This window comes from Cellulomonas sp. (assembly GCF_965229465.1).
Taxonomy (GTDB): Bacteria; Actinomycetota; Actinomycetes; order Actinomycetales; family Cellulomonadaceae; genus Cellulomonas.
In genome coordinates this window covers 54,658-78,078 of record NZ_OZ245882.1, presented here as the reverse complement: position 1 = coordinate 78,078, position 23,421 = coordinate 54,658, and the positions used below count along the sequence as shown (strand labels likewise).

Annotated in this window: 21 protein-coding genes; 15 read left to right on the top strand and 6 right to left on the bottom strand. The window is 73.5% G+C overall.

The annotated features are described in order from the left end of the window. Window positions 1-41: 41 nt before the first annotated feature. The 7 genes from ACO06A_RS00390 (at window position 42) to leuA (ending at window position 10,425) form a co-directional block, all read left to right on the top strand. Entirely contained in the window at window positions 42-998 is a 957-nt protein-coding gene (locus ACO06A_RS00390) for an AAA family ATPase (RefSeq protein ID WP_175346582.1), read from the top strand. 2 nt (window positions 999-1,000) lie between these two features. Continuing rightward, window positions 1,001-2,149: a DUF58 domain-containing protein gene (locus ACO06A_RS00385; protein WP_421734199.1), complete on the top strand. Its 1,149-nt coding sequence runs from the start codon at window positions 1,001-1,003 to the stop codon at window positions 2,147-2,149. Further along, window positions 2,146-4,410, top strand: coding sequence for a transglutaminaseTgpA domain-containing protein (locus ACO06A_RS00380; protein WP_421734198.1), 2,265 nt, complete (start codon window positions 2,146-2,148; stop codon window positions 4,408-4,410). Before ACO06A_RS00385 ends, ACO06A_RS00380 begins: the two co-directional genes overlap by 4 nt. Further along, complete coding sequence (locus tag ACO06A_RS00375; RefSeq protein ID WP_421734197.1) at window positions 4,407-5,567, top strand: RDD family protein; 1,161 nt, start codon at window positions 4,407-4,409, stop codon at window positions 5,565-5,567. Before ACO06A_RS00380 ends, ACO06A_RS00375 begins: the two co-directional genes overlap by 4 nt. A 10-nt stretch (window positions 5,568-5,577) precedes the next feature. Then, on the top strand, window positions 5,578-7,026 hold the full coding sequence (locus ACO06A_RS00370; RefSeq protein ID WP_421734196.1) for a PQQ-binding-like beta-propeller repeat protein: 1,449 nt from the start codon (window positions 5,578-5,580) through the stop codon (window positions 7,024-7,026). A 41-nt stretch (window positions 7,027-7,067) separates the two neighbouring features. Then, the gene (locus ACO06A_RS00365) at window positions 7,068-8,492 is read left to right on the top strand and encodes a PQQ-binding-like beta-propeller repeat protein (protein ID WP_421734195.1); all 1,425 of its coding nucleotides are present in this window, start codon (window positions 7,068-7,070) and stop codon (window positions 8,490-8,492) included. A 187-nt stretch (window positions 8,493-8,679) separates the two neighbouring features. After that, the gene (gene leuA, locus ACO06A_RS00360; RefSeq protein ID WP_421734194.1) at window positions 8,680-10,425 is read left to right on the top strand and encodes a 2-isopropylmalate synthase; all 1,746 of its coding nucleotides are present in this window, start codon (window positions 8,680-8,682) and stop codon (window positions 10,423-10,425) included. 100 nt (window positions 10,426-10,525) lie between these two features. Here leuA and ACO06A_RS00355 read toward each other — a convergent pair whose 3' ends face one another. After that, window positions 10,526-11,263: an endo alpha-1,4 polygalactosaminidase gene (locus ACO06A_RS00355; RefSeq protein ID WP_421734193.1), complete on the bottom strand. Its 738-nt coding sequence runs from the start codon at window positions 11,261-11,263 to the stop codon at window positions 10,526-10,528. Between the two features lie 68 nt (window positions 11,264-11,331). Here ACO06A_RS00355 and recO point away from each other — a divergent pair, with 68 nt between their 5' ends. Continuing rightward, window positions 11,332-12,063 (top strand): DNA repair protein RecO, encoded by a 732-nt coding sequence (recO, locus tag ACO06A_RS00350; RefSeq protein WP_421734192.1) that lies wholly within the window; start codon window positions 11,332-11,334, stop codon window positions 12,061-12,063. Continuing rightward, complete coding sequence (locus ACO06A_RS00345; RefSeq protein WP_421734191.1) at window positions 12,064-12,846, top strand: isoprenyl transferase; 783 nt, start codon at window positions 12,064-12,066, stop codon at window positions 12,844-12,846. Here ACO06A_RS00345 and ACO06A_RS00340 read toward each other — a convergent pair. From ACO06A_RS00340 to ACO06A_RS00325, 4 genes are read right to left on the bottom strand one after another with little or no spacing between them, the layout of a single operon-like run. Continuing rightward, a complete protein-coding gene (locus ACO06A_RS00340; RefSeq protein ID WP_421734190.1) occupies window positions 12,831-13,367 on the bottom strand; it encodes a DedA family protein in 537 nt (178 codons plus the stop codon). The two genes, ACO06A_RS00345 and ACO06A_RS00340, sit on opposite strands and share 16 nt — an antisense overlap. Window positions 13,368-13,376: 9 nt before the next feature. After that, complete coding sequence (locus tag ACO06A_RS00335) at window positions 13,377-14,285, bottom strand: metal ABC transporter permease (protein WP_421736112.1); 909 nt, start codon at window positions 14,283-14,285, stop codon at window positions 13,377-13,379. Window positions 14,286-14,326: 41 nt separating this feature from the next. After that, entirely contained in the window at window positions 14,327-15,097 is a 771-nt protein-coding gene (locus ACO06A_RS00330) for a metal ABC transporter ATP-binding protein (protein WP_421736111.1), read from the bottom strand. Between the two features lie 2 nt (window positions 15,098-15,099). Further along, entirely contained in the window at window positions 15,100-16,017 is a 918-nt protein-coding gene (locus tag ACO06A_RS00325) for a metal ABC transporter substrate-binding protein (RefSeq protein ID WP_421734189.1), read from the bottom strand. 157 nt (window positions 16,018-16,174) lie between these two features. Between ACO06A_RS00325 and ACO06A_RS00320 the strand changes: the two genes are divergently transcribed. The 6 genes from ACO06A_RS00320 to dusB all read left to right on the top strand — a co-directional run bounded on the left by ACO06A_RS00320 (window position 16,175) and on the right by dusB (window position 22,487). Further along, window positions 16,175-17,560, top strand: coding sequence for a glycine--tRNA ligase (locus ACO06A_RS00320; RefSeq protein ID WP_421734188.1), 1,386 nt, complete (start codon window positions 16,175-16,177; stop codon window positions 17,558-17,560). 143 nt (window positions 17,561-17,703) lie between these two features. Next, window positions 17,704-18,648: an ABC transporter ATP-binding protein gene (locus ACO06A_RS00315; RefSeq protein ID WP_421734187.1), complete on the top strand. Its 945-nt coding sequence runs from the start codon at window positions 17,704-17,706 to the stop codon at window positions 18,646-18,648. Continuing rightward, entirely contained in the window at window positions 18,645-19,430 is a 786-nt protein-coding gene (locus tag ACO06A_RS00310; RefSeq protein WP_421734186.1) for an ABC transporter permease, read from the top strand. The genes ACO06A_RS00315 and ACO06A_RS00310 overlap by 4 nt, the downstream gene beginning before the upstream one ends. Window positions 19,431-19,480: 50 nt before the next feature. Then, window positions 19,481-20,680, top strand: coding sequence for a sensor histidine kinase (locus tag ACO06A_RS00305; RefSeq protein WP_421734185.1), 1,200 nt, complete (start codon window positions 19,481-19,483; stop codon window positions 20,678-20,680). Beyond that, complete coding sequence (locus ACO06A_RS00300; protein WP_421734184.1) at window positions 20,677-21,288, top strand: response regulator; 612 nt, start codon at window positions 20,677-20,679, stop codon at window positions 21,286-21,288. The genes ACO06A_RS00305 and ACO06A_RS00300 overlap by 4 nt, the downstream gene beginning before the upstream one ends. A gap of 14 nt (window positions 21,289-21,302) precedes the next feature. Then, window positions 21,303-22,487, top strand: a complete 1,185-nt coding sequence (dusB, locus tag ACO06A_RS00295) for a tRNA dihydrouridine synthase DusB (RefSeq protein ID WP_421734183.1) — start codon at window positions 21,303-21,305, stop codon at window positions 22,485-22,487. Between the two features lie 6 nt (window positions 22,488-22,493). Here the strand turns inward: dusB and ACO06A_RS00290 are convergent, their stop codons facing one another. Then, window positions 22,494-23,372 (bottom strand): carbohydrate kinase family protein, encoded by an 879-nt coding sequence (locus tag ACO06A_RS00290; RefSeq protein ID WP_421734182.1) that lies wholly within the window; start codon window positions 23,370-23,372, stop codon window positions 22,494-22,496. Between the last annotated feature and the right edge of the window lie 49 nt (window positions 23,373-23,421).

Below are 23,421 nucleotides of genomic sequence, written 5' to 3'. Positions count from 1 at the left end.
CCGCCGGGCCACCAGCCCCGATACCTGAGGAGAACCACCCGATGACCCCCGAGCAGAGCATCTGGTTCGCCGAGACGTTCGACGCGCTCGTCGCCAACGTCGGTCTGGCGCTGCTCGGCAAGGAGCACACGGTCCGGCTGGCGCTGACCGCGATGGTCGCGGAGGGCCACCTGCTGCTCGAGGACGCGCCCGGCACCGGCAAGACGTCGCTGGCCAAGGCGCTCGCCGCGACCGTGCAGGGCAGCCACCACCGCATCCAGTTCACGCCGGACCTGCTCCCGTCGGACGTCACGGGCGTGACCATCTACGACCAGAGCACGCACCGGTTCGAGTTCCACCCGGGGCCGATCTTCGCGTCGGTGGTGCTCGCGGACGAGATCAACCGCGCGTCGCCCAAGACGCAGGCCGCGCTGCTCGAGGTGATGGAGGAGGGGCAGATCACCGTCGACGGCGTGACGCACCCGGTGGGCCGGCCGTTCATGGTGATCGCGACGCAGAACCCGATCGAGCAGGCCGGCACCTACCGGCTGCCCGAGGCGCAGCTGGACCGGTTCCTCATCAAGACCTCGCTGGGATACCCGGACCGCGCGTCCACGATCGAGATCCTCGCCGGCGCCAAGGACCGCACCACGAACCTGACCCCGCGGATCACCACGCAGGCGGTCGGCACCATGGCGGACCTGGCGCAGACCGTGCACATCGACGAGGTCGTCCTCGACTACGTCGCCCGGCTCACGGAGGCCACCCGCGACGACTCGCAGACGGCGATCGGGGCCAGCGTGCGCGGCGGCCTCGCGCTCGTGCGCACCGCGAAGGTCTGGGCGGCGGCGGCGGGCCGCGAGTACGTCATCCCCGACGACGTGAAGGACCTCGCCCAGCCCGTGCTGGCGCACCGCCTGCTGCTCGACACGGAGGCCGAGTTCGCCGGGGTCACCGCCATCGAGATCCTGGCCCGGATCCTCGAGACCACGGCACCGCCGGCGCTGCGGGCGGTCTGATCGTGGGTCTGCGGGTCTCGTCGCTGGGCTGGGGGGTTGCGGGTGTCGCAGCCCTCGGCCTCGTGCTGGGCAGGCTGTTCGGGTGGCTGGAGCTCGCCGCCGTCGGGGCGGCGCTCGTCGCGGTCCTGCTCGTGTCGTTGCTGATGACCGCCGGCCGTGCCCGCTACGCCATGTCGCTCGACATGGCCGACCGGCGCGTGAAGGTGGGGGAGCGAGCGCTCGGGCGCGTCGAGGTGCGCAACGTCGCCCGCCGACCGTCCCTGCCCTCGCGCGTCGAGCTCCCCGTCGGCTCGGCGGTCGCCGAGTTCGCGGTGCCCGCGCTGGGTCCCGGCCACTCCCACGACGACCTGTTCGCCATCCCGACGGCCCGCCGGGCGGTCATCGTCGTGGGACCGGTGCGGTCGGTGCGCGGGGACCCGTTCGGGCTCGTGCGGCGCAGCGTGCGCTGGACGCGGCCGGTCGAGCTGTTCGTCCACCCGCTGCTCGTGTCGCTGGCGGGGGCGAGCTCTGGGCTGCTGCGCGACCTCGAGGGCCAGTCGACGCGCGACCTGTCCGACTCCGACCTGTCCTTCCACGCCCTGCGCGACTACGTGGCGGGCGACGACCGGCGCTACATCCACTGGCGGACCACCGCGCGCCGCGGCAGCCTCATGGTCAAGCAGTTCGAGGACACCCGGCGCACGACGACGGCGCTCGCGCTGGCCACGGACCCGCGGGACTACGCGGACGACGACGAGCTCGAGCTGGCGGTCTCCGTCCTGGCGTCGGTGGGCGTGCAGACGATCCGCGAGGAGCGCGACCTCGTCGTGCTCGCCGGACCGGGCAGGCTGCGCGTCGAGACGCCGCCGCTCCTGCTCGACGACTGCTCGGGGATCGTGCTGGCGAACGGTGGCGCGGGGGTGACCCTGCTGGGCCGTCGCGTGGTCCGGGAGGCGCCGGAGGCGTCCGTCGCGATGCTGGTGACCGGCTCGGTGCCCGGCGACGCCGACCTGCGGCTCGGTGCCCGGCACGTCCCCACCGGCACGCGGACGGTCGTCGTGCGCTGCGAGCGCGGCGCCGAGGTGTCCGTGCGGACGCAGGGCTCGCTCAGCCTCGCGACGATCGGTCGTCTCGACGACCTGCCGCGCCTGCTCCGGCGGGTGACCGCATGACCCCTCGCCCGGTCGGCCGCGCGATCGTCGACGTGCTGTGCCTCGTCGGCACCCTCGCCCTCGCCCTGGTGCCCCTGCTCGAGGTGTACGGCGGCCTCACCGCGCTGCCCGCGCTCGTCGGCGGGCTCCTGCTGGGCACGGCCGTGGCGGCGCTGGGTGCGGCGCGCGGGTGGTCCGCGATCACCGTGGTCGCCGTGCTCGTGGTCGTGTACGTGCTGGCAGGTGGCGCGCTCGCCGCTCCCGGCACCACGGTCGCCGGTGTGCTGCCGACCCCGCAGACGGCGATCGACCTGGCCCGCGCCGCCGCGTCGACGTGGAAGCAGGTCCTGACGCTGCAGCCGCCGATCGGGACCGACGGCACGCTCCTGGTCGCGATGTACGTCCTGGCCCTCGTGGGGTCGGCGATCGCGGTCTCCGTGACCCTGCGGGCCCGCACCGCGGCTGTCGCGGCCTCCGCGGCCGTGGTGCCCGTGGTGGTGACGATCGCGGCGATCGTCCTCGGCACCCGCCGACCCACCGTCGCGCCCCTGGTCACCGGCCTCGTGCTGGTGCTCGTGCTGCTGCCGTGGGCGTCCTGGCGGGCCGGCCTCCTGCGGGCGCGGCGCGTGGTCGCCACGGGCGTGCTGACCGCCGTCGCCGTCGCGGCCGGGGTGCTCGGCGCTCCGCTGGTGGCGGGCGGGACCGAGCGCCTGGTCGTGCGCGACGAGCTGGTGCCGCCGTTCGACCCCCGGGACTACCCGAGCCCCTTGTCGGCGTTCCGCGAGTTCGTGAAGAAGGACGCCGACGCCGTCCTGTTCACCGTCACGGGCCTGCCGGAGAACGCCCGCGTCCGGCTGGCCACGATGGACCGGTACGACGGCGTGGTCTGGAACGTGGCCGGCGACGGGTCCGCGCAGGCGTCGGGCGAGTTCCGACGGGTCGGCGCCGAGATCGAGACCAACGTGCGGGGTGACCGCGCGCACGTCGACATCGAGATCGGGGCGCTCGGGGGAGTCTGGCTCCCGACCGTCGGCCAGGCCACGTCGATCGACCTCGCCGACCCCGACGACGCGGGCGCGCTGCGGTACAACGACGCGACGGGCGCCGCGGTGCTCACCGGCGGGCTCCGCGAGGGCCTCGAGTACGGCGTCGACGTGGTGGTGCCGCGCGAGCCCGACGACACCGAGGTCGGCAGCGCCCCCGCGTCCGACGTGGCGCAGCCGCCGCTGGCCGGGGTGCCCGACATCGCCGCGGTGACCGCTGCGGACGTGGCGCGCGACGCCGGCAACCCGGTGCAGATCAGCTCGGCGCTGGCCACCTGGCTCTCCGAGCAGGGCTTCTTCAGCCACGGGATGGACGTGTCGGGGACGGAGTCGCTGTCCGGTCACGGCGCCGACCGCATCACCACGCTGCTCGGCGGCGACCTCATGGTGGGCGACGGCGAGCAGTACGCCGCAGCGATGGCTCTCATGGTGCGCAAGATGGGTCTGCCGGCGCGGGTGGTCATGGGGTTCATCCCCGAGGACGGTGCGTCCGACGGGCCCGTCGAGGTCACCGGCGACGACGTGCAGGCGTGGGTCGAGGTCGCGTTCCAGGGGTACGGCTGGGTGGCGTTCGACCCGACGCCGCCCCCGGAGCAGACGCCACAGGAAGAGGACCAGGAGAAGCCGTCGGAGCCCAACCCGCAGGTGGTGCAGCCGCCGCCGCCCCCGCCGGCCGCGGTGACCCCGCCCGACGAGGACACCGAGCAGCCCCAGACGGACGACCCCGACGCCGAGGACGACGGCAACGCCCTGCTGTGGCGGATCGCGCGCGTCGCGGGCATCGCGGCGGTCCCGCTGCTGGTGCTGGCCACGCCGCTGCTGGTCATCGTCGCGCTCAAGGCCCGGCGCCGACGTCGGCGTCGGCGCAGCGCGGACCCCGTGGTCCGAGTAGCTGGAGGCTGGGACGAGGTGCTGGACACTGCCCGCGACCTGCGCCGGCCCGCCGGCTCCGTGGCGACGCGCAACGAGTCGGCGCGGACCCTCGCGGCCTCGTTCGCCGACGCCCCGGGCGGTGCGCTGGTCGCGTCGCGCGTGGGGGCGCTCGCGCGGACGGCCGACCACGCCGTGTTCAGCCGCGATGATCCGAGCGGCGCGCACGCGACCGCATACTGGGCCGACGTCCGCGACACCGTCGACGCGATGACCCACAGCGTGGGTTGGCGCCGGCGCATGCGGGCGCGTGTGTCGACAGCCTCCCTGAGAAACCGCCGGAGCCGACGCCCGAAGGGCACGTCATGAGAGAGCAGGTTGCCCTGGTGCACGCCCCGTACCCCGTGGTGGACGAGCTGCGGCCCGCCACCCTCGCCCGACGGTTCGCCGCGGGCGTCCTCGACGTCGGACTGCTGCTCGCGCTGGGCGGGTGGCTGGTCCCCGCGGCGCGCGTCCGGGACACCGCGTGGCTCGCGCTGCTGGGCGCGTCCCTCGTCCTCGTCGTCGCGGTCGTCCAGTGGGTGCTGCACGGACGGACCGGCGCGACGCTCGGGCGGTTCGCCACCGGCATCCGGACGCTCGACGTCGAGTCGCGCCGCCCGATCGGCCTGCTCCGCGTCCTGCTGCGGGGTGCGGTGGTGGCGGCCGGGCTGCTCGCGTTCGCCGTCGGTGCGCTGGTCGTGCTCGCGTCGCCGGCGTTCGACCGGACGGGCCGCCGACGCGGCTGGCACGACCTGGCTGCGCGCGACGAGGTGCTCGACATCAGGTCGGCGGCGCCGGTCGCGCGGGACGCACCCCGCGCGGTGCACCGTGCCGAGCCGGCCCCGGTGAGGCCGGAACGCCGACCCGTGAGCGTGCCGGGCTGGGCCGTCGCCGAGCCGTCGCCGGACGGCCGCGGCACGGACCTCCTGGACGTCCTGCTCGACGAGGGCCGTCCCGCGGCGCTGGTCCTCGCGCCCATCTCCCCGCAGCGCAGCGGCCCCGACCTGGACACGCGCGCCACCCCCGTCGTCCGTCAGGTCGGGCTCAGCTACGGCCTCGCGCCTGAGCTCGAGATGACGCGGCCCGCCGGCCCGCGCGACGACCTCGTCGCCCGGCCGACCGACTCCGCCTCGGTCGACCGGACCGTGGCCGAGGTCGAGCTGGGGGACGGTCGCCGCATCACCATCGGGCGGACGGCGCTGGTCGGGCGCAACCCCGCGTCGGACGCGGACGTCCAGCTGGTGCGCGTGGTGGACCCGGCGCGCTCGGTCTCCAAGACGCACCTCCAGATCGGCGTCGAACCGGGCGGCGTCTGGGTGGCTGACCGGGGGTCCACCAACGGCACGGTCGTGACGCTGCCCGACGGCGCCCAGGTGGTGTGCCGGGTGGACCAGCAGGTCCGCCTCCGGGTGGGGTCGACCGTCTCGTTCGGCGACTGCTCCTTGCGTCTCGTGCGGGCCCCGGGATCAGACCCGGTGGCCTAGAGTCGGGGTCATGGCGGACCGGCGCCTTGCTGCACGGATGCAGCTCGTCGAGGTCGAGGACGCCCCGACCGCGACGCCTCCGTCGCGCGTCCAGGACAACCCGGTGCCCCCGGTCCCCGTGCTGGACGACCGAGCATCTACCCGCCGTGCGCTGCGCCGCTGGTGGCCCGTGGCGGTGGTCGTCGTGCTCGGCGTCGTCGTCGCGGGCGTGGTCACGTCCGCCAGGGACCGGGCGTTCGTCGCGCGGATCGCCGCCGTCCCGGGCCTCGTGCACCCGCTCGACTCGGCTCCGGGGCCGCGGTGGGAGACGTCCGGCTCGACGCTGCCGGGTACGGTCCTCGCCGCCGACGGTGCCCTCGTGGTGCTCACCGCGGGGGTGGATGCGTGGACGGTCACGGCGCACGACCCGGCCTCGGGCGCGGTGCGCTGGGCGACGGAGGTGGCGCCGTCGTCACGCGCCGGGTTCGAGTCGACGGCCGCGACGTGCCCCGCACTGCGCGAGGACGTCGGCGGGCTCGTCCTGTGCCTGGTCCAGCAACCCCGCGTGCTGTACTCCGACGACTCCTCGATCCAGGAGCCGCCGCGCATCGCGGTCGTGCCGCTGTCCTCGACGGACGGCGCACGTCTCGGCTCGTGGGACGTCCGCGGCGCGATCGTGGGGATCGACCGGGTCGACGACGACCTGGTGGTCGGCACCCTCGACGCCGACGCTCACCTGGTGGTGCAGCGGCGCGACGGACGCACGGGAGACGTGATCTGGTCGATGGTCACCCCGAACGTGATGGAGCAGGCCGCGACCGTCATCTCGGCGTCGATGCGCGTGCTTCCGCCGCTGGTCGTGCTGGAGGGCGGGTCGACCATCGTCCTCGACGTCGGGGACGGTCGCACGATCATGACCAGCGCGCGGTTCAGCGGCCTCCAGGTGGCCGCGCTCGGAGACCGGTTCGCCACGTGGGCACCGGTGGGCGGGGGGCGCGTGCGCTCCGTCGACGGGACCGCGTCGTACGCGTTGAAGGGGCTGCCTGTCGACCTGTCCGCCGACGACGGGTCGCGCGCCGACAGCCTGGTGGTCGACGAGGGCCCGGAGATCGCCGCGCTCGACGTGACGACGGGCGACGAACGGTGGCGGACCCGGACCACGCTCGACCCGCGGCTGCTGGTCGCGGACCGGCTCGTGGTGTCCGGTGCGAGCACGTACGGCGTGCTGGACGCCGCCGACGGCAGGGTGCTCTGGGACGTGGACACGGGTGTCGTCCTGCCGTGGAACCCGTTGTCCGACGGGACGCTGGTCCTCGGGCCGGGCACGTCGCCGAACGGCGCACCCGAGCTGTGGGGCCGTGGGCTCGACGACGGTGTCCGGTACTGGTCCGTGCCGCTGCCCGAGGGCGTCCGGCGGGTCGACGCCATCGGCGGCACCCTCGTCGTGCGCACCGAGAACACCCTGACCGTCTACGGCTGAGCGTCATGGTCACGGGTGGCCTGCGGCCTCCGATGCAGCGCGTGGGGCTGGACGACGACGCGCAGCGCGACGAGCGGGTCCCGTCGGGTCCGCAGCGGCTGCGCGCCGCCTCGGTGCGGCTGGCCGCGTGGGCCGCGGGGCGCCCGGTGCTGGCCCCCGTCGTCGCCGTCCTCGTGACCGCGGTCCTGGTCACGGTGGTCGTCGCCACGCCGCGCTGGGTCAACGACCGCGAGCGTGCCGCGGTGCTCGGACCCGCGCCGTTCGCGGAGGCGGTGCGCGTGCTCGACTCGGCGCCGCAGGTGCGCTGGTCCGCGGTCGTCGACGGGTCGGTCGCGCCGGTCCTGGCCGGGGACGTCGTCGTCGCGGTCTCCGGCACGGGGCCGGCCGACCGTGGCCTGATCGGTCTCGACGTGGTCTCCGGCGCGCAGCGGTGGTCGGTGCCGCTCGACGCCCGGCCTGCCCCGGAACGGGTGCTCTGCCGGGAGCTGGACGCGCGGCTCGCCTGCGTGGTGGGTCCGGTGCCGCCCTCGGACCGCGGCCCCGACCCGGAGGACGAGACGTCTACCCTGCTGCTCCTCGACCCGGTGTCGGGCGCCGTTCTGGCCCGCAGCGAGCTCCCCGGCTGGGCCGTGGCGACCGCTCAGGCAGGGTCGGACCTCGTCGTCGCGACGTACGCGCGGGGCATGCTCACGGTGCGTCGGTTCGACCCGTCCACCGGTGTGGCCCGCTGGGAGACGCAGCGGTGGTCCACCTTCCAGTCCGCGGGCAACGGGCGCATCGTGCTGGTCGCGGCCGCGGAGCTGGTGATGGCGGCCGGCAACGACGTGACGCTGCTGCTCGACGCCGCGACGGGGGAGCGGCTGCCGCGGGCCGCGCGCGGCGAGCAGGTGCGGCTGCTCGAGGACGGCACGCTGGTGCGCACCCGGTACCGGCTGCCGAACGCCGGCGTCGACGCGGTGTCCGAGCTCTCGACCGGGCGGGGCGAACCCTGGCAGACGGTCCGCGGGGTGCTCGTCGAACCGGGCGTGAGCGACGGCAGGTCCGGCTTGGTGTTCGCGGCGAGCGGGCTGTCCGGCGGACCTCTCGGGGGTCGCGTGCGGGCCTACCGGCCGGGGAGCACGGAGGCCGCCTGGCGCGCCCTCATGCCGGCCCCCGTGGTCGCCGTCGACGTGTCGGGCCGCGTGGTGCTGCGCGGGGCGGGGGTCCTGGTGGGGCTGGAGGCGGCGACGGGCGACCAGGTGTGGCGTCGGGACTTCGGCACGTCGCTCGGGCGCACGTTCTCGGACGGCAGGCACGTCGTGGTGGAGCACGACGTGGCCGCGGGCGTCCCGGGGCTGACCGCGATCTCGCTCGACGACGGGGAGACCGTGTGGCGGGCTCCGCTGCCGGGCGGCACGGCGCAGGTGGTGCGGATCGGCGTGCACCTGTACGCGCTCGGCGACGACGTCCTGGTGGCGCTGCGATGAGGACGCTGCGGTGAGACGGGGACGGACGGAGTTGCGGAACGTCCGGCCCGGGGGGGTACGGTGAGTTCGTGCTCGCAGTCACCCTCCTTCTTCGCTGCCGCGACGGGGCCCTCTAGGCCGCATCCTCGTCGCGGTGTCGTGTGTGCCGGCTGACTCCCCGCCGAACCGCCCGAAGGACGAGAAGACCATGACCTATCTGGAGACGAGCGCACAGCAGCCGTCGTCGATGCCGGTGCACAAGTACCGCCCGTTCCACGAGCAGATCCGCGTGGACCTGCCCGACCGCCGCTGGCCGGACAACCGCGTCACCACGGCGCCCCGCTGGTGCGCGGTCGACCTGCGGGACGGCAACCAGGCGCTGATCGAGCCGATGAACCCCGCCCGCAAGCTCGAGATGTTCGAGCTGCTGGTGCAGATGGGCTTCAAGGAGATCGAGGTGGGCTTCCCGTCCGCCTCGCAGACCGACTTCGACTTCGTGCGGATGCTCATCGAGGAGAACCGCATCCCGGACGACGTCGTCATCCAGGTGCTGACGCAGGCACGCGAGCACCTGATCGAGCGCACGTACGAGGCGATCGCCGGCGCCAAGCAGGCGATCGTGCACCTGTACAACTCGACCTCCACGCTCCAGCGCGAGGTGGTGTTCCGCACGGACGAGGACGGCATCGTCGACATCGCCGTGTCGGGCGCCCGGTTCTGCCGGAAGTACGAGGAGCTGGTCCCGGACACCGACGTCTACTACGAGTACTCCCCGGAGTCGTACACCGGGACCGAGCTCGAGTTCGCGCTGCGCGTGTGCAACGCGGTCCTGGAGGTGCTGGAGCCGACGCCGGACCGCAAGGTGATCATCAACCTGCCGGCCACCGTCGAGATGGCGACCCCGAACGTCTACGCCGACTCGATCGAGTGGATGAGCCGCAACCTGCGCTACCGCGAGAGCGTCGTCCTGTCGCTGCACCCGCACAACGACCGCGGCACCGCCGTCGCCGCCGCGGAGCTGGGCTACCTGGCCGGCGCGGACCGCATCGAGGGCTGCCTGTTCGGCAACGGCGAGCGCACCGGGAACGTCTGCCTGGTCACCCTCGGCATGAACCTGTTCAGCCAGGGCGTGGACCCGCAGCTGGACTTCTCCGACATCGACCACATCCGCCGCACCGTCGAGCGCTGCAACCAGCTGCCGGTCAACGAGCGCCACCCGTACGGCGGGGACCTGGTGTTCACCGCCTTCTCCGGCTCGCACCAGGACGCGATCAAGAAGGGCCTGGGCGCGCTGGAGATCTCCGCGGAGCGCCAGGGCAAGACCATCGACGACGTGGTCTGGGCGGTCCCGTACCTGCCGATCGACCCGAAGGACGTGGGCCGGTCGTACGAGGCGATCATCCGCGTGAACTCCCAGTCCGGGAAGGGCGGCATCAGCTACCTGATGAAGTCCGAGAAGGACCTGGACCTGCCCCGCAGGCTCCAGATCGAGTTCTCTCAGGTGGTGCAGCGGCACACCGACCAGCACGGCACCGAGGTCACGGCCGACGAGCTGTGGCACATCTTCAACGACGAGTACCTGCCGGTGGAGCCCGGCAGCCCGTTCGCGCCGTGGGGCCGGTTCTCGCTGCGCGGCACGCGCGGCACCAGCGTCGAGGACGGGCCGGACACCCTGGAGGTCGACCTCGTCGACCGCGGCGTGCCCCGCACGCTGCAGGGCTCGGGCAACGGGCCGGTCGCGGCGTTCGTCGCCGCGGTCAAGACCCTCGGGGTGGATGTCGCGGTCCTGGACTACGCCGAGCACGCGCTGTCGTCGGGCGGTGACGCCACCGCGGCGGCGTACGTCGAGTGCGCGATCGGCGACGAGATCCTGTGGGGCGTCGGCATCGACCCGTCCATCACCACCGCCTCCCTGAAGGCGATCATCTCGGCCGTCAACCGGCACGAGCGCTGACCGCACCCACCCAGAGCCACCGTCCGCGCGGTCGATCCCGCTGGACGGTGTGCCCGGGGAGGGGCGCGCTCGGCAATCCCGACGAGCGCCCCTCCCCGGGTCAGCAGTGCTCCGACACGTGCTCCGGTGACCCCGGGGCGGTCAGGTCCCTGTCGCGCAGGATCGTCATGGTCGGCCGGTCGGGGTCGGCACAGATGTCGGCCAGTGATCCGGTGTACTCGACGTCGATGACCTGGCTGCCGTACAGGTCCGCGTAGGCCGCGCACTCGTCGAACTCGTGGCACTCCTCGGCGATCGCGAAGTCGAACCCGATCTCCGCCACCTCGTCGGCAGTGAGCTCCGGGGTGTTCTTCTGGCCGACCGCGAGGCCGAGCCCGTGCGCGGCGTCGGCGATCTCTGCGGCGATCGCCAGGGTGTCGGCCCGGTCGAGCTGCCCGCCCGAGCGGGTCCAGGAGTCGAGGTTGTCCAGCTCCACGGCGTCGAAACCGGCGTCGTCGCATCGTGCCAGGAGCCCGTCTGCCCGGTCAGTGAGGGCGCCGCGCTGCGCGGTGTCGAGCAGGAACTCGTCGGGCCAGGCCGGGTCGGCCTCCAGCAGCAGGTCGGGGTCGACGGACTCGTCGGGCTGGGTCTGGAACGCGTTGACGTAGCAGACCGAGTACACGCCCGGCTCCGGGGTGGCCGTCGAGTCGCGCACGACGACGGTGACGTCCTGCGCCGGTGGGTACGCCTGTCCGAGCTGGTAGTCGGCGACACCGACCGGCAGGGGCTCGACGGCGGCGGGCGTGCACGCGGCCAGAGCGAGGGCGGTCATCACCAGGGCCGTCGGTCGCAGTCGCACGCCCGATGGTCGCACCCGCGGCGCGTGTCCAGGGCTCCGGTGTGGGCGGCCCGGGGGACAATGGCGCGGTGAGCCTCTACCGCGACGAGGCGATCGTCCTGCGCACCCACAAGCTGGGGGAGGCCGACCGCATCGTCACCCTCCTGACCCGGTCGCACGGGAAGGTCCGTGCGGTCGGCAAGGGCGTGCGCCGCACGTCGTCGAGGTTCGGCTCCCGCCTCGAGCCGTTCATGTACGTCGACCTCCAGCTGAGCACGGGCCGCAACCTCGACATCGTCACGCAGGCCGAGACGCTCGGCGCGTTCGGGCGCCGGATCTGCGAGGACTACACGCTCTACACCGCCGGCACGGTGATGCTCGAGACCGCGGACAAGCTGGTCGAGGCCGAGCGCGAGCCGTCCCTCCAGCAGTACTGGCTGCTGGTCGGTGCCGTGAAGGCGCTGGCCGCCCGGGACCACGCACCCGGTCTGGTGCTCGACTCCTACCTGCTGCGGGCGCTCGCGGTGGCCGGTTGGGCGCCCAGCTTCACCGACTGCGCCCGCTGCGGGGAGCCGGGGCCGCACTCGGCCTTCGCGGTGGCGTCCGGTGGTGCCGTCTGCCGGGCGTGCCGACCGCCCGGTGCGGCCGCGCCGGCCCCCGAGACGTTCGAGCTCCTCGCGTCGCTGCTCGCGGGAGACTGGGGCGTCGCCGACGCGAGCGCCGAGCGGCACCGCGGCGAGGGCAACGGCCTGGTCGCCGCGTTCTGCCAGTTCTACCTCGAGCGCCAGCTGCGCTCGCTGCCGATGGTCGAGAGGGTCTGAATGCCGGTCCCACCCCCGCCGCACCCCAGCGGCGAACGTGCTCCCGCGATCCCCAAGGAGTTCGTCCCCCGGCACGTCGCGGTCGTCATGGACGGCAACGGTCGGTGGGCCAACGCGCGCGGGCTGCCGCGCACGGCCGGTCACGCCGCGGGGGAGGCCTCGCTGCTCGACGTCGTCGCCGGAGCGATCGAGGTGGGAGTCGAGTACGTGTCCGCGTACGCGTTCTCCACCGAGAACTGGTCGCGGTCGCCCGACGAGGTGCGCTTCCTCATGGGCTTCAACCGGGACGTGCTGCGGCGCCGGCGGGACCTGATGAACTCGTGGGGCGTCCGCGTCCGGTGGGCAGGTCGGCGCCCCAAGCTGTGGCGGTCGGTCATCAACGAGCTGGAGACGGCCGAGGAGCTCACCAGGGGCAACTCCACGGTGACCCTGACCATGTGCGTGAACTACGGCGGGCGCGCGGAGATCGCCGACGCCGCGCAGGCGATCGCCCGGGAGGTCGCGGCCGGCCGCGTGAAGCCGGACAAGGTGAACGAGAAGCTGTTCGCGCGCTACCTGGACGAGCCCGACCTGCCGGACGTCGACCTGTTCCTGCGGTCCTCGGGCGAGCAGCGGATCTCGAACTTCATGATCTGGCAGGCCGCGTACGCGGAGCTCGTGTTCCTCGACGAGCCGTGGCCCGACGTGGACCGCCGGCACCTGTGGCGCGCCGTCGAGACGTACGCGCGACGGGACCGGCGGTACGGCGGGGCCGTGGACCGGCCGGGTCAGACCTCGGCCTGAACGCGCACGCGCGTACGGCGCCGGACCGACCAGCCGACGGCGACGACCACCAGGACGACCACTGCGGCGAGCGCCCACGGTGACCGGGCGAACAGGGCGAGAGCGGCCCAGAGCGCGCCGAAGCCGATGGTCGCCCAGATGACCGCCCACGCGATCGCCCCGGGGACCGACGCGATCGCGAACCGCAGGTACGGCATCTTGACCAGGCCGGCGGCCGCGATCACGGCGGTCTGCAGACCGACCGTCAGGTACGCCAGCGTGACCGCGACCGGTCCCCAGCGCCGCACCAGGTCGAGCCCGCGCTGCGCGCTCGGGGTGCCGGACCACGACTCGAGCCGCCGGACGGAGGCGTGCCACCAGCTGGGCGCCCCCTCGTGCTCGTCGACCGCCTGCGCTCCGCGCACGACACCGCGCCCGGCCCAGTAGGTGGCGTGCGACCGGGCCATCACGATGACGAACAGCCCGGCGACGGCGACCCCGAGCGGCACACTGCCGAGGTGGTAGGCGTCGCGGGGGTCCACGGCTCGATCCTAGGCCGTCGGCGTGGGGCGCCTGAGCGGGCCGTCGTCGGTCACGTCGTCCACCAGCAGCACGTCGTCGACCATGTCCGGGTGGGGGTCGCGCGGCGGCGCGGGTCGGCGCAGGAACGGCTGGAAGGTGGCCGCGACGGCGTACACGAGGATGGCGAGCACGACGATGGTCGCGCCGGGCGGGATGTCCTGCCAGTAGGTGAGGACCAGTCCCGAGATGCTGACCACGACCCCGATCACGCTGGCCAGCATCATGGTGCGGCCGAACGACCGGGCGAACAGCTGCGCGATCGCCACCGGCACGATCATCAGCGCGCTGACCAGCAGCAGGCCGACCACGCGCATCGCGATGGTCACCGTCAGGGCGGCGATGGTGGCGACGAGCATCGACAGCAGCCGCACGGGCAGCCCGCTGGCCCGGGCGAACTCCTCGTCGTGGCTCACCGCGAACAGCGCGGTGCGCAGGCCGACGCCGACGGCGAGCACGAGGACCGCCAGTCCGACCGTCCACCACAGGTCGGCGGAGGACACCGTCGAGATGGAGCCGAACAGGTAGCTGATGAGGTTCGCGTTGGTGCCGCCGGCCAGCTTGATGAGCAGGACGCCACCCGCGATGCCGCCGTAGAACATGAGCGCGAGGGCGAGGTCCCCACTGGTCCGACCGCGCTCGCGCACCAGCTCGATGACGATCGACCCGACGACGGCCGCGACGACCGCCCCGGGCAGGGCGAGCGTGTCCTGCGGCACCAGGCCGGCCCAGCTGCCGACCAGCCAGCCGAGCGCCACGCCCGTGAGCGCGACGTGCCCGATGCCGTCGCCCATGAGGGCCATCCGGCGCTGCACGAGGAACGTGCCGACCACGGGGGCGGCCGCGCCGACGAGGATCGCCGCGAGGAGCGCCCGCTGCATGAGCGGCGAGCTGAGCAGCTCGACCACCTGGTCCCACACGGTCACGGGTTCACCTCCACGGACAGGGACGGCCCGGTGCGCGGCGGCTCGGGGTCGGGGTGGGCGTGCGTGTGGTCGTGCCACTCGCCGGCGTGCTCGTCGCGGGCACGCGGCGGGGGACCGTCGTGCGCCACGCGTCCGTGCCGGAGCACGACCGCGCGGTCGATCAGCGGGGCGAAGGGGCCGAGCTCGTGCAGGATCACCACCACGGTGGTGCCGGCGTCGTGCAGACGACCGACGGTGTCCACGAACGTCGCCTGGGTGGGGATGTCGATGCCCGACGTCGGCTCGTCGAGCACCAGCAGGTCGGGATTGCGGACGAGGGCGCGGGCGATCAGGACGCGCTGCTGCTGGCCGCCGGACATCTCCTGCACGCGCTGGAACGCCCTGTCGCCCAGGCCGACGTCGTCCAGTGCGGCGAGCGCGCGACGCTTGTGCCCCCGCGGTGGGCGCAGCGTGCGACCGTGCAGCAGGCCGGACGAGACCACCTCGTACGCGGTCGCCGGGACACCCGCGGCGGCGGGCAGGCGCTGCGGCACGTACCCGATGCGGTGCCACGGCGCGGACGGACCCAGGGGCGCCCCGAAGAGCCGGACGTCGCCGGAGGTGCGGGGCACCACGCCGAGCAGGGTGCGCACCAGGGTCGACTTGCCGGAGCCGTTGGCGCCGAGCAGTGCGAGGACCTCGCCCGCCGGGACGGCCAGGTCGATCCCGTCGAGGATCGGTTGACCACCGAGCGTCACGCCGAGGCCGGTCGCCTCGATCACGGGGATACTCACGAGCAGGACAATGCCATGCGCAGGGCGGCGAGGTTCGCCGTGGCGACCGAGAAGTAGTCGGCGTCGGGGTCCGCGAGGCCCTCGATGGGGTCGAGCACGGCGCTGGAGATGCCGAGGTCGCCGGCGAGCGTCTCGGCCACCTTGGGGCTGACCAGGCTCTCGAAGAAGATCGTGCTCACGTCCTGCTCGCGCACGATCTGCTCGACCGCGGCCAGCCGGGCGGGGGACGGCTCGGCCTCCGGGTCGATGCCCGAGATCCCCACCTGCCGCAGGTCGTACCGGTCCGCGAGGTAGCCGAATGCCTCGTGCGAGGTGACGAAGGTCCGCACGTCGCACTGCTGGAGCCCGGCGGCGTAGGCGGCGTCGAGGTCCTCGAACCGCTGGGTGAGCGCGGCCGCGTTGGCCGCGTACAGGTCCGCGCCCTCGGGGTCGATCTCCGTCAGCGTCGCCGCGACGTCGTCGACGACCGCGGGCATCCGGCTCGGGTCGAGCCAGAAGTGCGGGTCGAGTGCGCCGTGCTCGTGCTCCTCGTGCTCGTCCGCCGACTCGTCCTCGTGCTCCGCGGGCACCAGCGTGGTGTCGGAGGCCGCGTCCACCACGTGGGCGGGGGAGGTCTGGGCGAGCGCGTCGTCGACGGCGGCCTGGAATCCCGACAGGACGACCACGAGGTCGGCGCCGTCGATCCGGGACACCTGCGCGGGGGAGAGCTCGACGTCGTGCGGTTCGGCGCCCGGGGGTGTGAGCGACCGCACGGTCACCCGGTCGCCGCCCACCTGCTCGGCGACGAGCTGGAGCGGGTAGAACGACGCCATCACGTCGACGGTGCCCTCGGCGACGGCCGGCTGGCTCGCGCACCCGGCCAGCAGGAGCGGCAGGACGGCGAGCAGGGCTCGAGGGCGGCGCGCGCTGGACATGACGATCATTCTCAGTTAGACGAGAACGGTTGTCAAAACGGCGTCCGCCGCCGACGGGTAGCCTTGGCTGCTCATCCTCTCGCCGCGGCCTTCACGGTCGCGGTCCACCCGCCCGCGACACCCAGCCGCGGGCGCCACCACCCTGGAGTGATCGATCGTGGCTGCACCCTCTCGCCTGGACGCCGTCGTCTCCCTCGCCAAGCGGCGCGGGTTCGTCTTCCCGAGCGGCGAGATCTACGGAGGTACCCGGTCGGCGTGGGACTACGGACCGCTGGGCGTGGAGCTCAAGGAGAACATCAAGCGCCAGTGGTGGCGCACGATGGTGACCAGCCGCGACGACATCGTCGGTCTCGACTCGTCAGTCATCCTGCCCCGCCAGGTGTGGGTCGCCTCCGGCCACGTGGGCGTCTTCACCGACCCGCTGACGGAGTGCCTGAACTGCCACAAGCGGTTCCGCGAGGACCACATGCTCGAGGAGTTCGAGGAGAAGAAGGGCCGCGCCCCCGAGAACGGCCTGGCGGACATCGCGTGCCCCAACTGCGGCACCCGCGGCCAGTGGACCGAGCCCCGCGACTTCAACATGATGCTCAAGACCTACCTCGGCCCCGTCGAGGACGAGTCCGGCCTGCACTACCTGCGGCCCGAGACCGCGCAGGGCATCTTCGTGAACTTCGCGAACGTCAGCACGACGAGCCGCAAGAAGCCGCCGTTCGGCATCGGCCAGATCGGCAAGTCCTTCCGCAACGAGATCACCCCCGGCAACTTCATCTTCCGCACGCGCGAGTTCGAGCAGATGGAGATGGAGTTCTTCGTCGAGCCCGGCACCGACGAGACGTGGCACCAGTACTGGATCGACCAGCGCACCGACTGGTACACGGACCTGGGCATCGCGCGCGAGAACCTGCGGCACTACGAGCACCCGGCCGAGAAGCTGTCGCACTACTCCAAGCGGACCGTCGACATCGAGTACCGCTTCGGGTTCCAGGGCAGCGAGTGGGGCGAGCTCGAGGGCATCGCCAACCGCACCGACTTCGACCTCAAGACGCACACCGAGCACTCCGGGCAGGACCTGTCGTACTTCGACCAGGCGACGAACACCCGGTACGTGCCGTACGTCATCGAGCCGGCAGCCGGTCTGACGCGCTCGCTCATGGCATTCCTCGTCGAGTCGTACAGCGAGGACGAGGCGCCCAACACCAAGGGCGGCGTCGACACCCGCGTCGTGCTCAAGCTCGACCCGCGCCTGGCACCGGTCAAGGCCGCGGTCCTGCCGCTGTCCCGCAACGAGTCGCTCTCGCCGAAGGCCCGCGACCTGTCCGCCGAGCTCCGCAAGAACTGGAACGTCGACTTCGACGACGCCGGCGCCATCGGTCGCCGCTACCGCCGCCAGGACGAGATCGGCACCCCGTTCTGCATCACGGTCGACTTCGACACGCTCGACGACCAGGCCGTCACCATCCGGCACCGCGACGACATGACGCAGGAGCGCGTTGCCCTGGACAAGGTCACCGGCTACCTGGCGCAGCACCTCGTCGGCGCCTGACGCACCCCGACCAGAGGGCTCCTCGAACCGAGGGGCCCTCTGGCGTTGAACGCCGCGAGCGCCCCGCGCAGGTGACATCCGTCATCCGGAGCTGGTGACGCCCGGCGGGGGAGCCGTGCGCGCGCGCCGGTCAGGATCGACCCATGACCTTCACCGAGACTCTCCCCGGTCCGGCCCCCGCGGGTGCGGACCCCCTGGCCATCGACCTGCGCGGTCTGCACAAGTCGTTCGGTTCCGTGCGCGCCGTCGACGGGATCGACCTGGCGGTCACCCCCGGCGAGGTCGTCGCGTTCCTCGGCCCCAACGGCGCCGGCAAGACGACGACGATCGACATGCTGCTCGGCCTGGCGCAGCCCGACGCGGGCTCGGTGTCGGTGCTCGGGCTCGACCCGAGCCGCGCGATCGCCGAGGGGCGCGTGTCCGCGGTCATGCAGAGCGGCGGGCTGCTCAAGGACCTCACGGTCGGCGAGACCGTGGAGCTCACCGCCTCGTTCTTCCGGTCCGCGCGGAGCGCCATCGAGGTGCTCACGCGCGCCGGGATCGCGGACATCGCCGACCGCAGCGTGGGCAAGTGCTCGGGCGGGCAGCAGCAGCGGCTCCGCTTCGCGCTCGCCCTGCTGCCTGACCCGGACGTGATCGTGCTCGACGAGCCCACCACGGGCATGGACGTGGAGGGCCGCCGCGACTTCTGGACCGCCCTGCGTGCGGATGCCTCCCGCGGCCGGACGATCCTGTTCGCCACGCACTACCTGGAGGAGGCCGACGCCTACGCCGACCGCATCGTGCTCGTCAGCCACGGTCGGATCGTCGCGGACGGGTCGGCCGCCCAGGTGAAGAACATGGCGTCCGGCCGACTCGTCACCGCGACGTTCCCGGACCTCACCGCCGCCCAGAGCGCGGCGCTCCGCGCGATCCCGGGCGTCCAGTCGGTCGAGCAGCGCCGTGACCGGGTGCTGGTGCACACGTCCGACTCCGACGGCGTCGCCCGCCACCTGCTCACCGCCACCGCGGCGAGCGACATCGAGATCACCGCCCGAGGGCTCGAGGACGCGTTTCTCGCCCTCACCACCTCCGGGAGCCCCGCATGACCACGCTCGTCGACGCCCCGACCACCACCTCGCGCGCGCCGCGCGCCGGCCTGGTCAACGGCCCGTTCCTGGCCATCGAGCTGCGCCGCCTGCTGCGCAACCGCCGCACGGTGATCTTCACGCTCATCATGCCGCCGGTGTTCTTCCTCATCTTCGGCACGGCCGACGCCTACACGACCGAGTCGGTGGGCAACGGCAACGTCACCGCCTGGATCATGGTGTCCATGGCGCTCTACGGCGCGATGCTGGCCACCACCAGCGGCGGCGCCAGCGTGTCGGTCGAGCGCGCGCAGGGGTGGACCCGCCAGCTGCGGCTCACCCCGCTGCGCCCGACCACCTACGTGTTCACCAAGGTTGCCGTGGCCATGGTCATGGGGCTCGCGGCGGTCGTCGTGGTGGCAGCGGTCGGCCTGGTCAGCGGGGCGGCCGGCGATGCCGGCGCACTCGTCGCGTCCCTCGGGCTCGCGTGGGCCGGCTCGGTGGTGTTCGCCGCGTTCGGGCTGTTCATGGGCTACCTGCTGCCGGCCGAGAACGTCATGCAGATCCTCGGCCCGGTGCTGGCCCTCCTCGCGTTCGCCGGTGGGCTGTTCGTGCCGCTGGGCGACGGGCTGTTCGCGGACATCGCGAAGGTCGTCCCCACCTACGGTCTGGCCGAGCTGGTGCGGGCGCCGCTCACCGGCGAGGCCCCGAGCATCTGGGCCATCGTCAACGTGGTGGGGTGGGCGGTCGTCTTCGTCGGCGGCGCGGCCTGGCGGTTCCGCCGCGACACGGCCCGCGTGTGAGCACCACCCCCGGCGAGGGGGCGTACCGCCGCCCGGCTACCGTGAGCGCTGTGGAGCGCGACGCGGAGCCGGGTGGCGGCACGAGCGTGCGTGACGAGCGCTGGCCCCGCTGGGGCGGGCGGCTCGCGTACGCGTCCGAGGCCGAGGGGATCGCGCGGCCGCGGACGCGTCGGATCATGCGCGTCGTGGGTCCCGCGATGGGGATCGTCTGGGCGGTCTTCCTGCTCCAGCCGTGGCAGGCGGCGTGGGACGCGACGCCCGGCGTGGAGCGGATCCTCTCGCTCGTGGCGATCGCCGGCCTGGCGGTGAGCTTCGGGTGGGTGGTGCTCACGCAGGCGGGTCCGCACCACGGCCGGTCGCCGGACCCCCGCAGCGCGTTCGTGCTCCTGCAGCAGGTGGTCCTGGTGGCGGTCGCGTGCCTGGCCGCCGACGAGCAGGGGCTGGTCGGCCTGGTGTTCGTCTGCGTGTCCGCGGTGTTCCTCCTGCGGGACCCGAGGGCGTTGCTGATGCCGGTGCTCGCCTCGGTCGCCGTGCTGGTGCTGCCGCGGATCGTGCCGGGCTGGCAGACCATCGACGACCTGATCATCTCGATCTTCCTCGCGTCCGTCGCCGTCTACGGCTTCACGCAGCTGGTCCAGCGCAACCGGCAGCTGGCGCTCGCGCAGGACGAGGTGGCGGTGCTGGCGGTGGAGCGGGAGCGCGAGCGGATCGCGCGCGACATGCACGACATCCTCGGCCACTCCCTCACGGTCATCTCGGTCAAGGCCGAGCTGGCGGGCAAGATGTTCGACGTCGACGCCGACCGCGCCCGCGCCGAGATCGCCGAGGTGCAGGCCCTGGCCCGAGCGGCGCTCGCGGATGTGCGCGGCATGGTGTCGGCGACACGCGCGGTGACGCTGGCCGGTGAGCTCGCGGGGGCTCGGCAGGCCCTGGACTCCGCGGGGGTGGAGGCCGACGTGCCGGGCACCGTCGACCAGGTCCCTGACGACCTGCGCGAGCTGTTCGCCTGGGCGGTGCGCGAGGGCACGACCAACGTGCTCCGGCACGCCGCCGCGAGCCGCGTGCGGGTGACGATGACCGGCGACACGCTGATCGTCGACGACGACGGCTCCGGCCCGGCGAACACCGACCTGGTGCCCGGCAACGGGCTGCGCGGGCTGACCGAGCGGGCGCGGGAGTCGCGTGCCCGTGTCGTCGTCTCGCCGAGCCCGTTGGGCGGGTACCGGCTGCTGGTCACGAGGGACCGATGATCCGGCTCCTGCTGGCCGACGACCAGGCCCTCGTCCGCGGTGCCCTGGCCGCGCTGCTCGACCTCGAGACCGACCTCACCGTCGTGGCGCAGGTCGGTCGCGGCGACGAGGTGCTCGACGCGGCCCGCACGCATGCGGCCGACGTCGCCCTGCTCGACGTCGAGATGCCGGGTCTGGACGGCATCGCCGCGGCCGCCGAGCTCCGACGCAGGTACCCGGCGTGCCGGTCCCTGATCGTCACCACGTTCGGGCGTCCCGGCTACGTGCGTCGGGCGCTCGACGCGGGGGCCAGCGGGTTCGTGGTCAAGGACACCCCGGCCGAGCAGCTCGCCGACGCCGTGCGTCGCGTGCACCGAGGACTGCGGGTGGTCGACCCCGACCTCGCCGTCGAGTCGCTCGCGGTCGGCACGAGCCCGCTGACCGAGCGGGAGCGTGACGTGCTCGTCGTGGCGGCGGGCGGCGGGACGGTCGCGGACATCGCCCGGGAGACGTTCCTGTCCGAGGGCACCGTGCGCAACTATCTGTCGGCAGCGATCGGCAAGACGGGGGCTCGGACGCGTGCCGAGGCCGTCCGGCTGGCGCAGGAGTACGGCTGGTTGCTGGGCTGAGCGACAATGGGTCCATGACCCTGACGACTCCTGCGGCACCGGCGCGCCCCGGCGCCGTGCTGCCGCCGTTGCGCATCGGGCCGCTGACCATCGACACCCCGGTCGTCCTGGCGCCCATGGCCGGCGTCACCAACGCCGCGTTCCGCCGCCTGTGCCGCGAGTCCGGCGCCGGGTTGTACGTCGCGGAGATGGTGACGTCCCGGGCCCTGGTGGAGCGTGGCGAGGAGTCGATGCGGATCATCTCGCACGAGCCCGACGAGCGTCCGCGGTCCGTGCAGGTCTACGGCGTCGACCCGGCGACGGTCGGTGCGGCCGTGCACCTGATCGCGTCCGAGGACCGTGCCGACCACGTCGACCTCAACTTCGGCTGCCCGGTGCCCAAGGTGACGCGCCGCGGCGGGGGAGCGGTGCTGCCCTGGAAGCGGGACCTGTTCCGCGCGATCATCACGGCCGCGGTCGACGCCGCGAAGCCCTACGGCGTCCCGGTGACGGTCAAGATGCGCAAGGGCATCGACGACGACCACCTGACCTACCTCGAGGCCGGGCTCGTCGCGCAGGAGGTCGGTGTCGCCGCGGTCGCGCTGCACGCCCGCACCGCCGCCGACTACTACTCCGGCACGGCGGACTGGGACGCGATCGCACAGCTCAAGGCGACGGTCACCGACATCCCCGTGCTGGGCAACGGGGACATCTGGTCGGCCGAGGACGCCCTCGACATGGTCGCGCAGACGGGCTGCGACGGCGTCGTCGTCGGCCGCGGCTGCCAGGGTCGTCCGTGGCTGTTCGCGGACCTCGCGGCCGCGTTCGCGGGTTCCGACGAGCGCATCCGGCCCGGGCTCGGCTACGTCGCGACGATCGTCCGGCGGCACGCGGAGCTGATGGTCGAGCACTTCGGCGACGAGGGCAAGGCGCTGCGCGAGATGCGCAAGCACATGGCCTGGTACTTCAAGGGGTACATCGTCGGCGGGGAGACCCGGGCCGCCCTCGGGCTGGTGTCGACGATGGCCGAGCTCGACGAGCGGCTTGCCCGCCTGGACCTCGACCAGGGGTACCCCGGAGCGGGTGCCGAGGGGCAGCGCGGCCGCGCCGGGTCGCCCAAGCGGCCGCTCCTGCCGTACGGCTGGCTGGACTCGCGGGAGCTGTCCGACGAGTTCGCGAAGGCCCTGCACGAGGCCGAGCTGAGCGTCTCCGGCGGCTGACGGTCGTCAGACGCGGCGGACGCCCACCGTGCGCGCGAGACGGTCGACGGCCGTGATCGTCGCGTCCGGTGCGCCGAGTGCGCGGGTGGTCACCGCGATCGCGCCCGCGGCCGACGCCCGCGCGAGGGCACCCTCGACCGGCATCCCGTCCAGCACGCCGCTGAGCAGCCCCGCGAGGAACGCGTCGCCGGCCCCGTTGGTGTCCACCACCTCGGCCACGGTGGCGGCCGGCACCTCGATCCACCCGTCGGCGTCCAGCGCCAGCGCTCCCGCGGCGCCGTCGGTGCAGACCGCGAGCCGGCACCCGCGTGCCACCGCGTCGGACAGGAACGCCCGGCGGTCGGCGAGGCGCGCGGCGCTCACCAGCAGCACGTCGGCGGCCGCGACGAAGTCGCGCGGGTAGTCGCCGACGCCGTCGTCGTCGTGCACGTCGCACCAGACCGGGACCCGGGCCGCGCGGGCGGCAGCCAGGAGCGGGCGGCTGTGGTCGGCCAGGTCGAGGATGGCCGCGTCGACGCCGTCGAGGGGCGGGATCGGGCCGGGTCCCGGGGCGGGCAGCTCGAGGTAGAGCGAGACGCGCGAGCCGTCGTCGGCCATGAGGTTCACGTGCCGCTCGGTGCGCTCGACAGGCTGGACCTCGAGCGTGATCCGGTCGTGCGCCAGCGCCGCACGGACCAGGGAACCCTCACGGTCGTCGCCGAGGGCGGTGCGCAGCGTGACGTCGACACCGAGGGCCGCGAGCGTCAGAGCCTTTCCGGCAGAGGTGCCGCCGAGCCCGTCGTGGTGACCGCTCGCGAAAAGCGTCTGCGACCGCGGTTCCGGGAGCGTCGGGAGCCGGACGAGGGTGTTCCAGGACGCGGGGCCGTTGACCAGGACGCGAGGCACGTCGCCCACCCTAGGGCGTTAGGGTGGGCCGACCTGCAAGTTGCTGCAA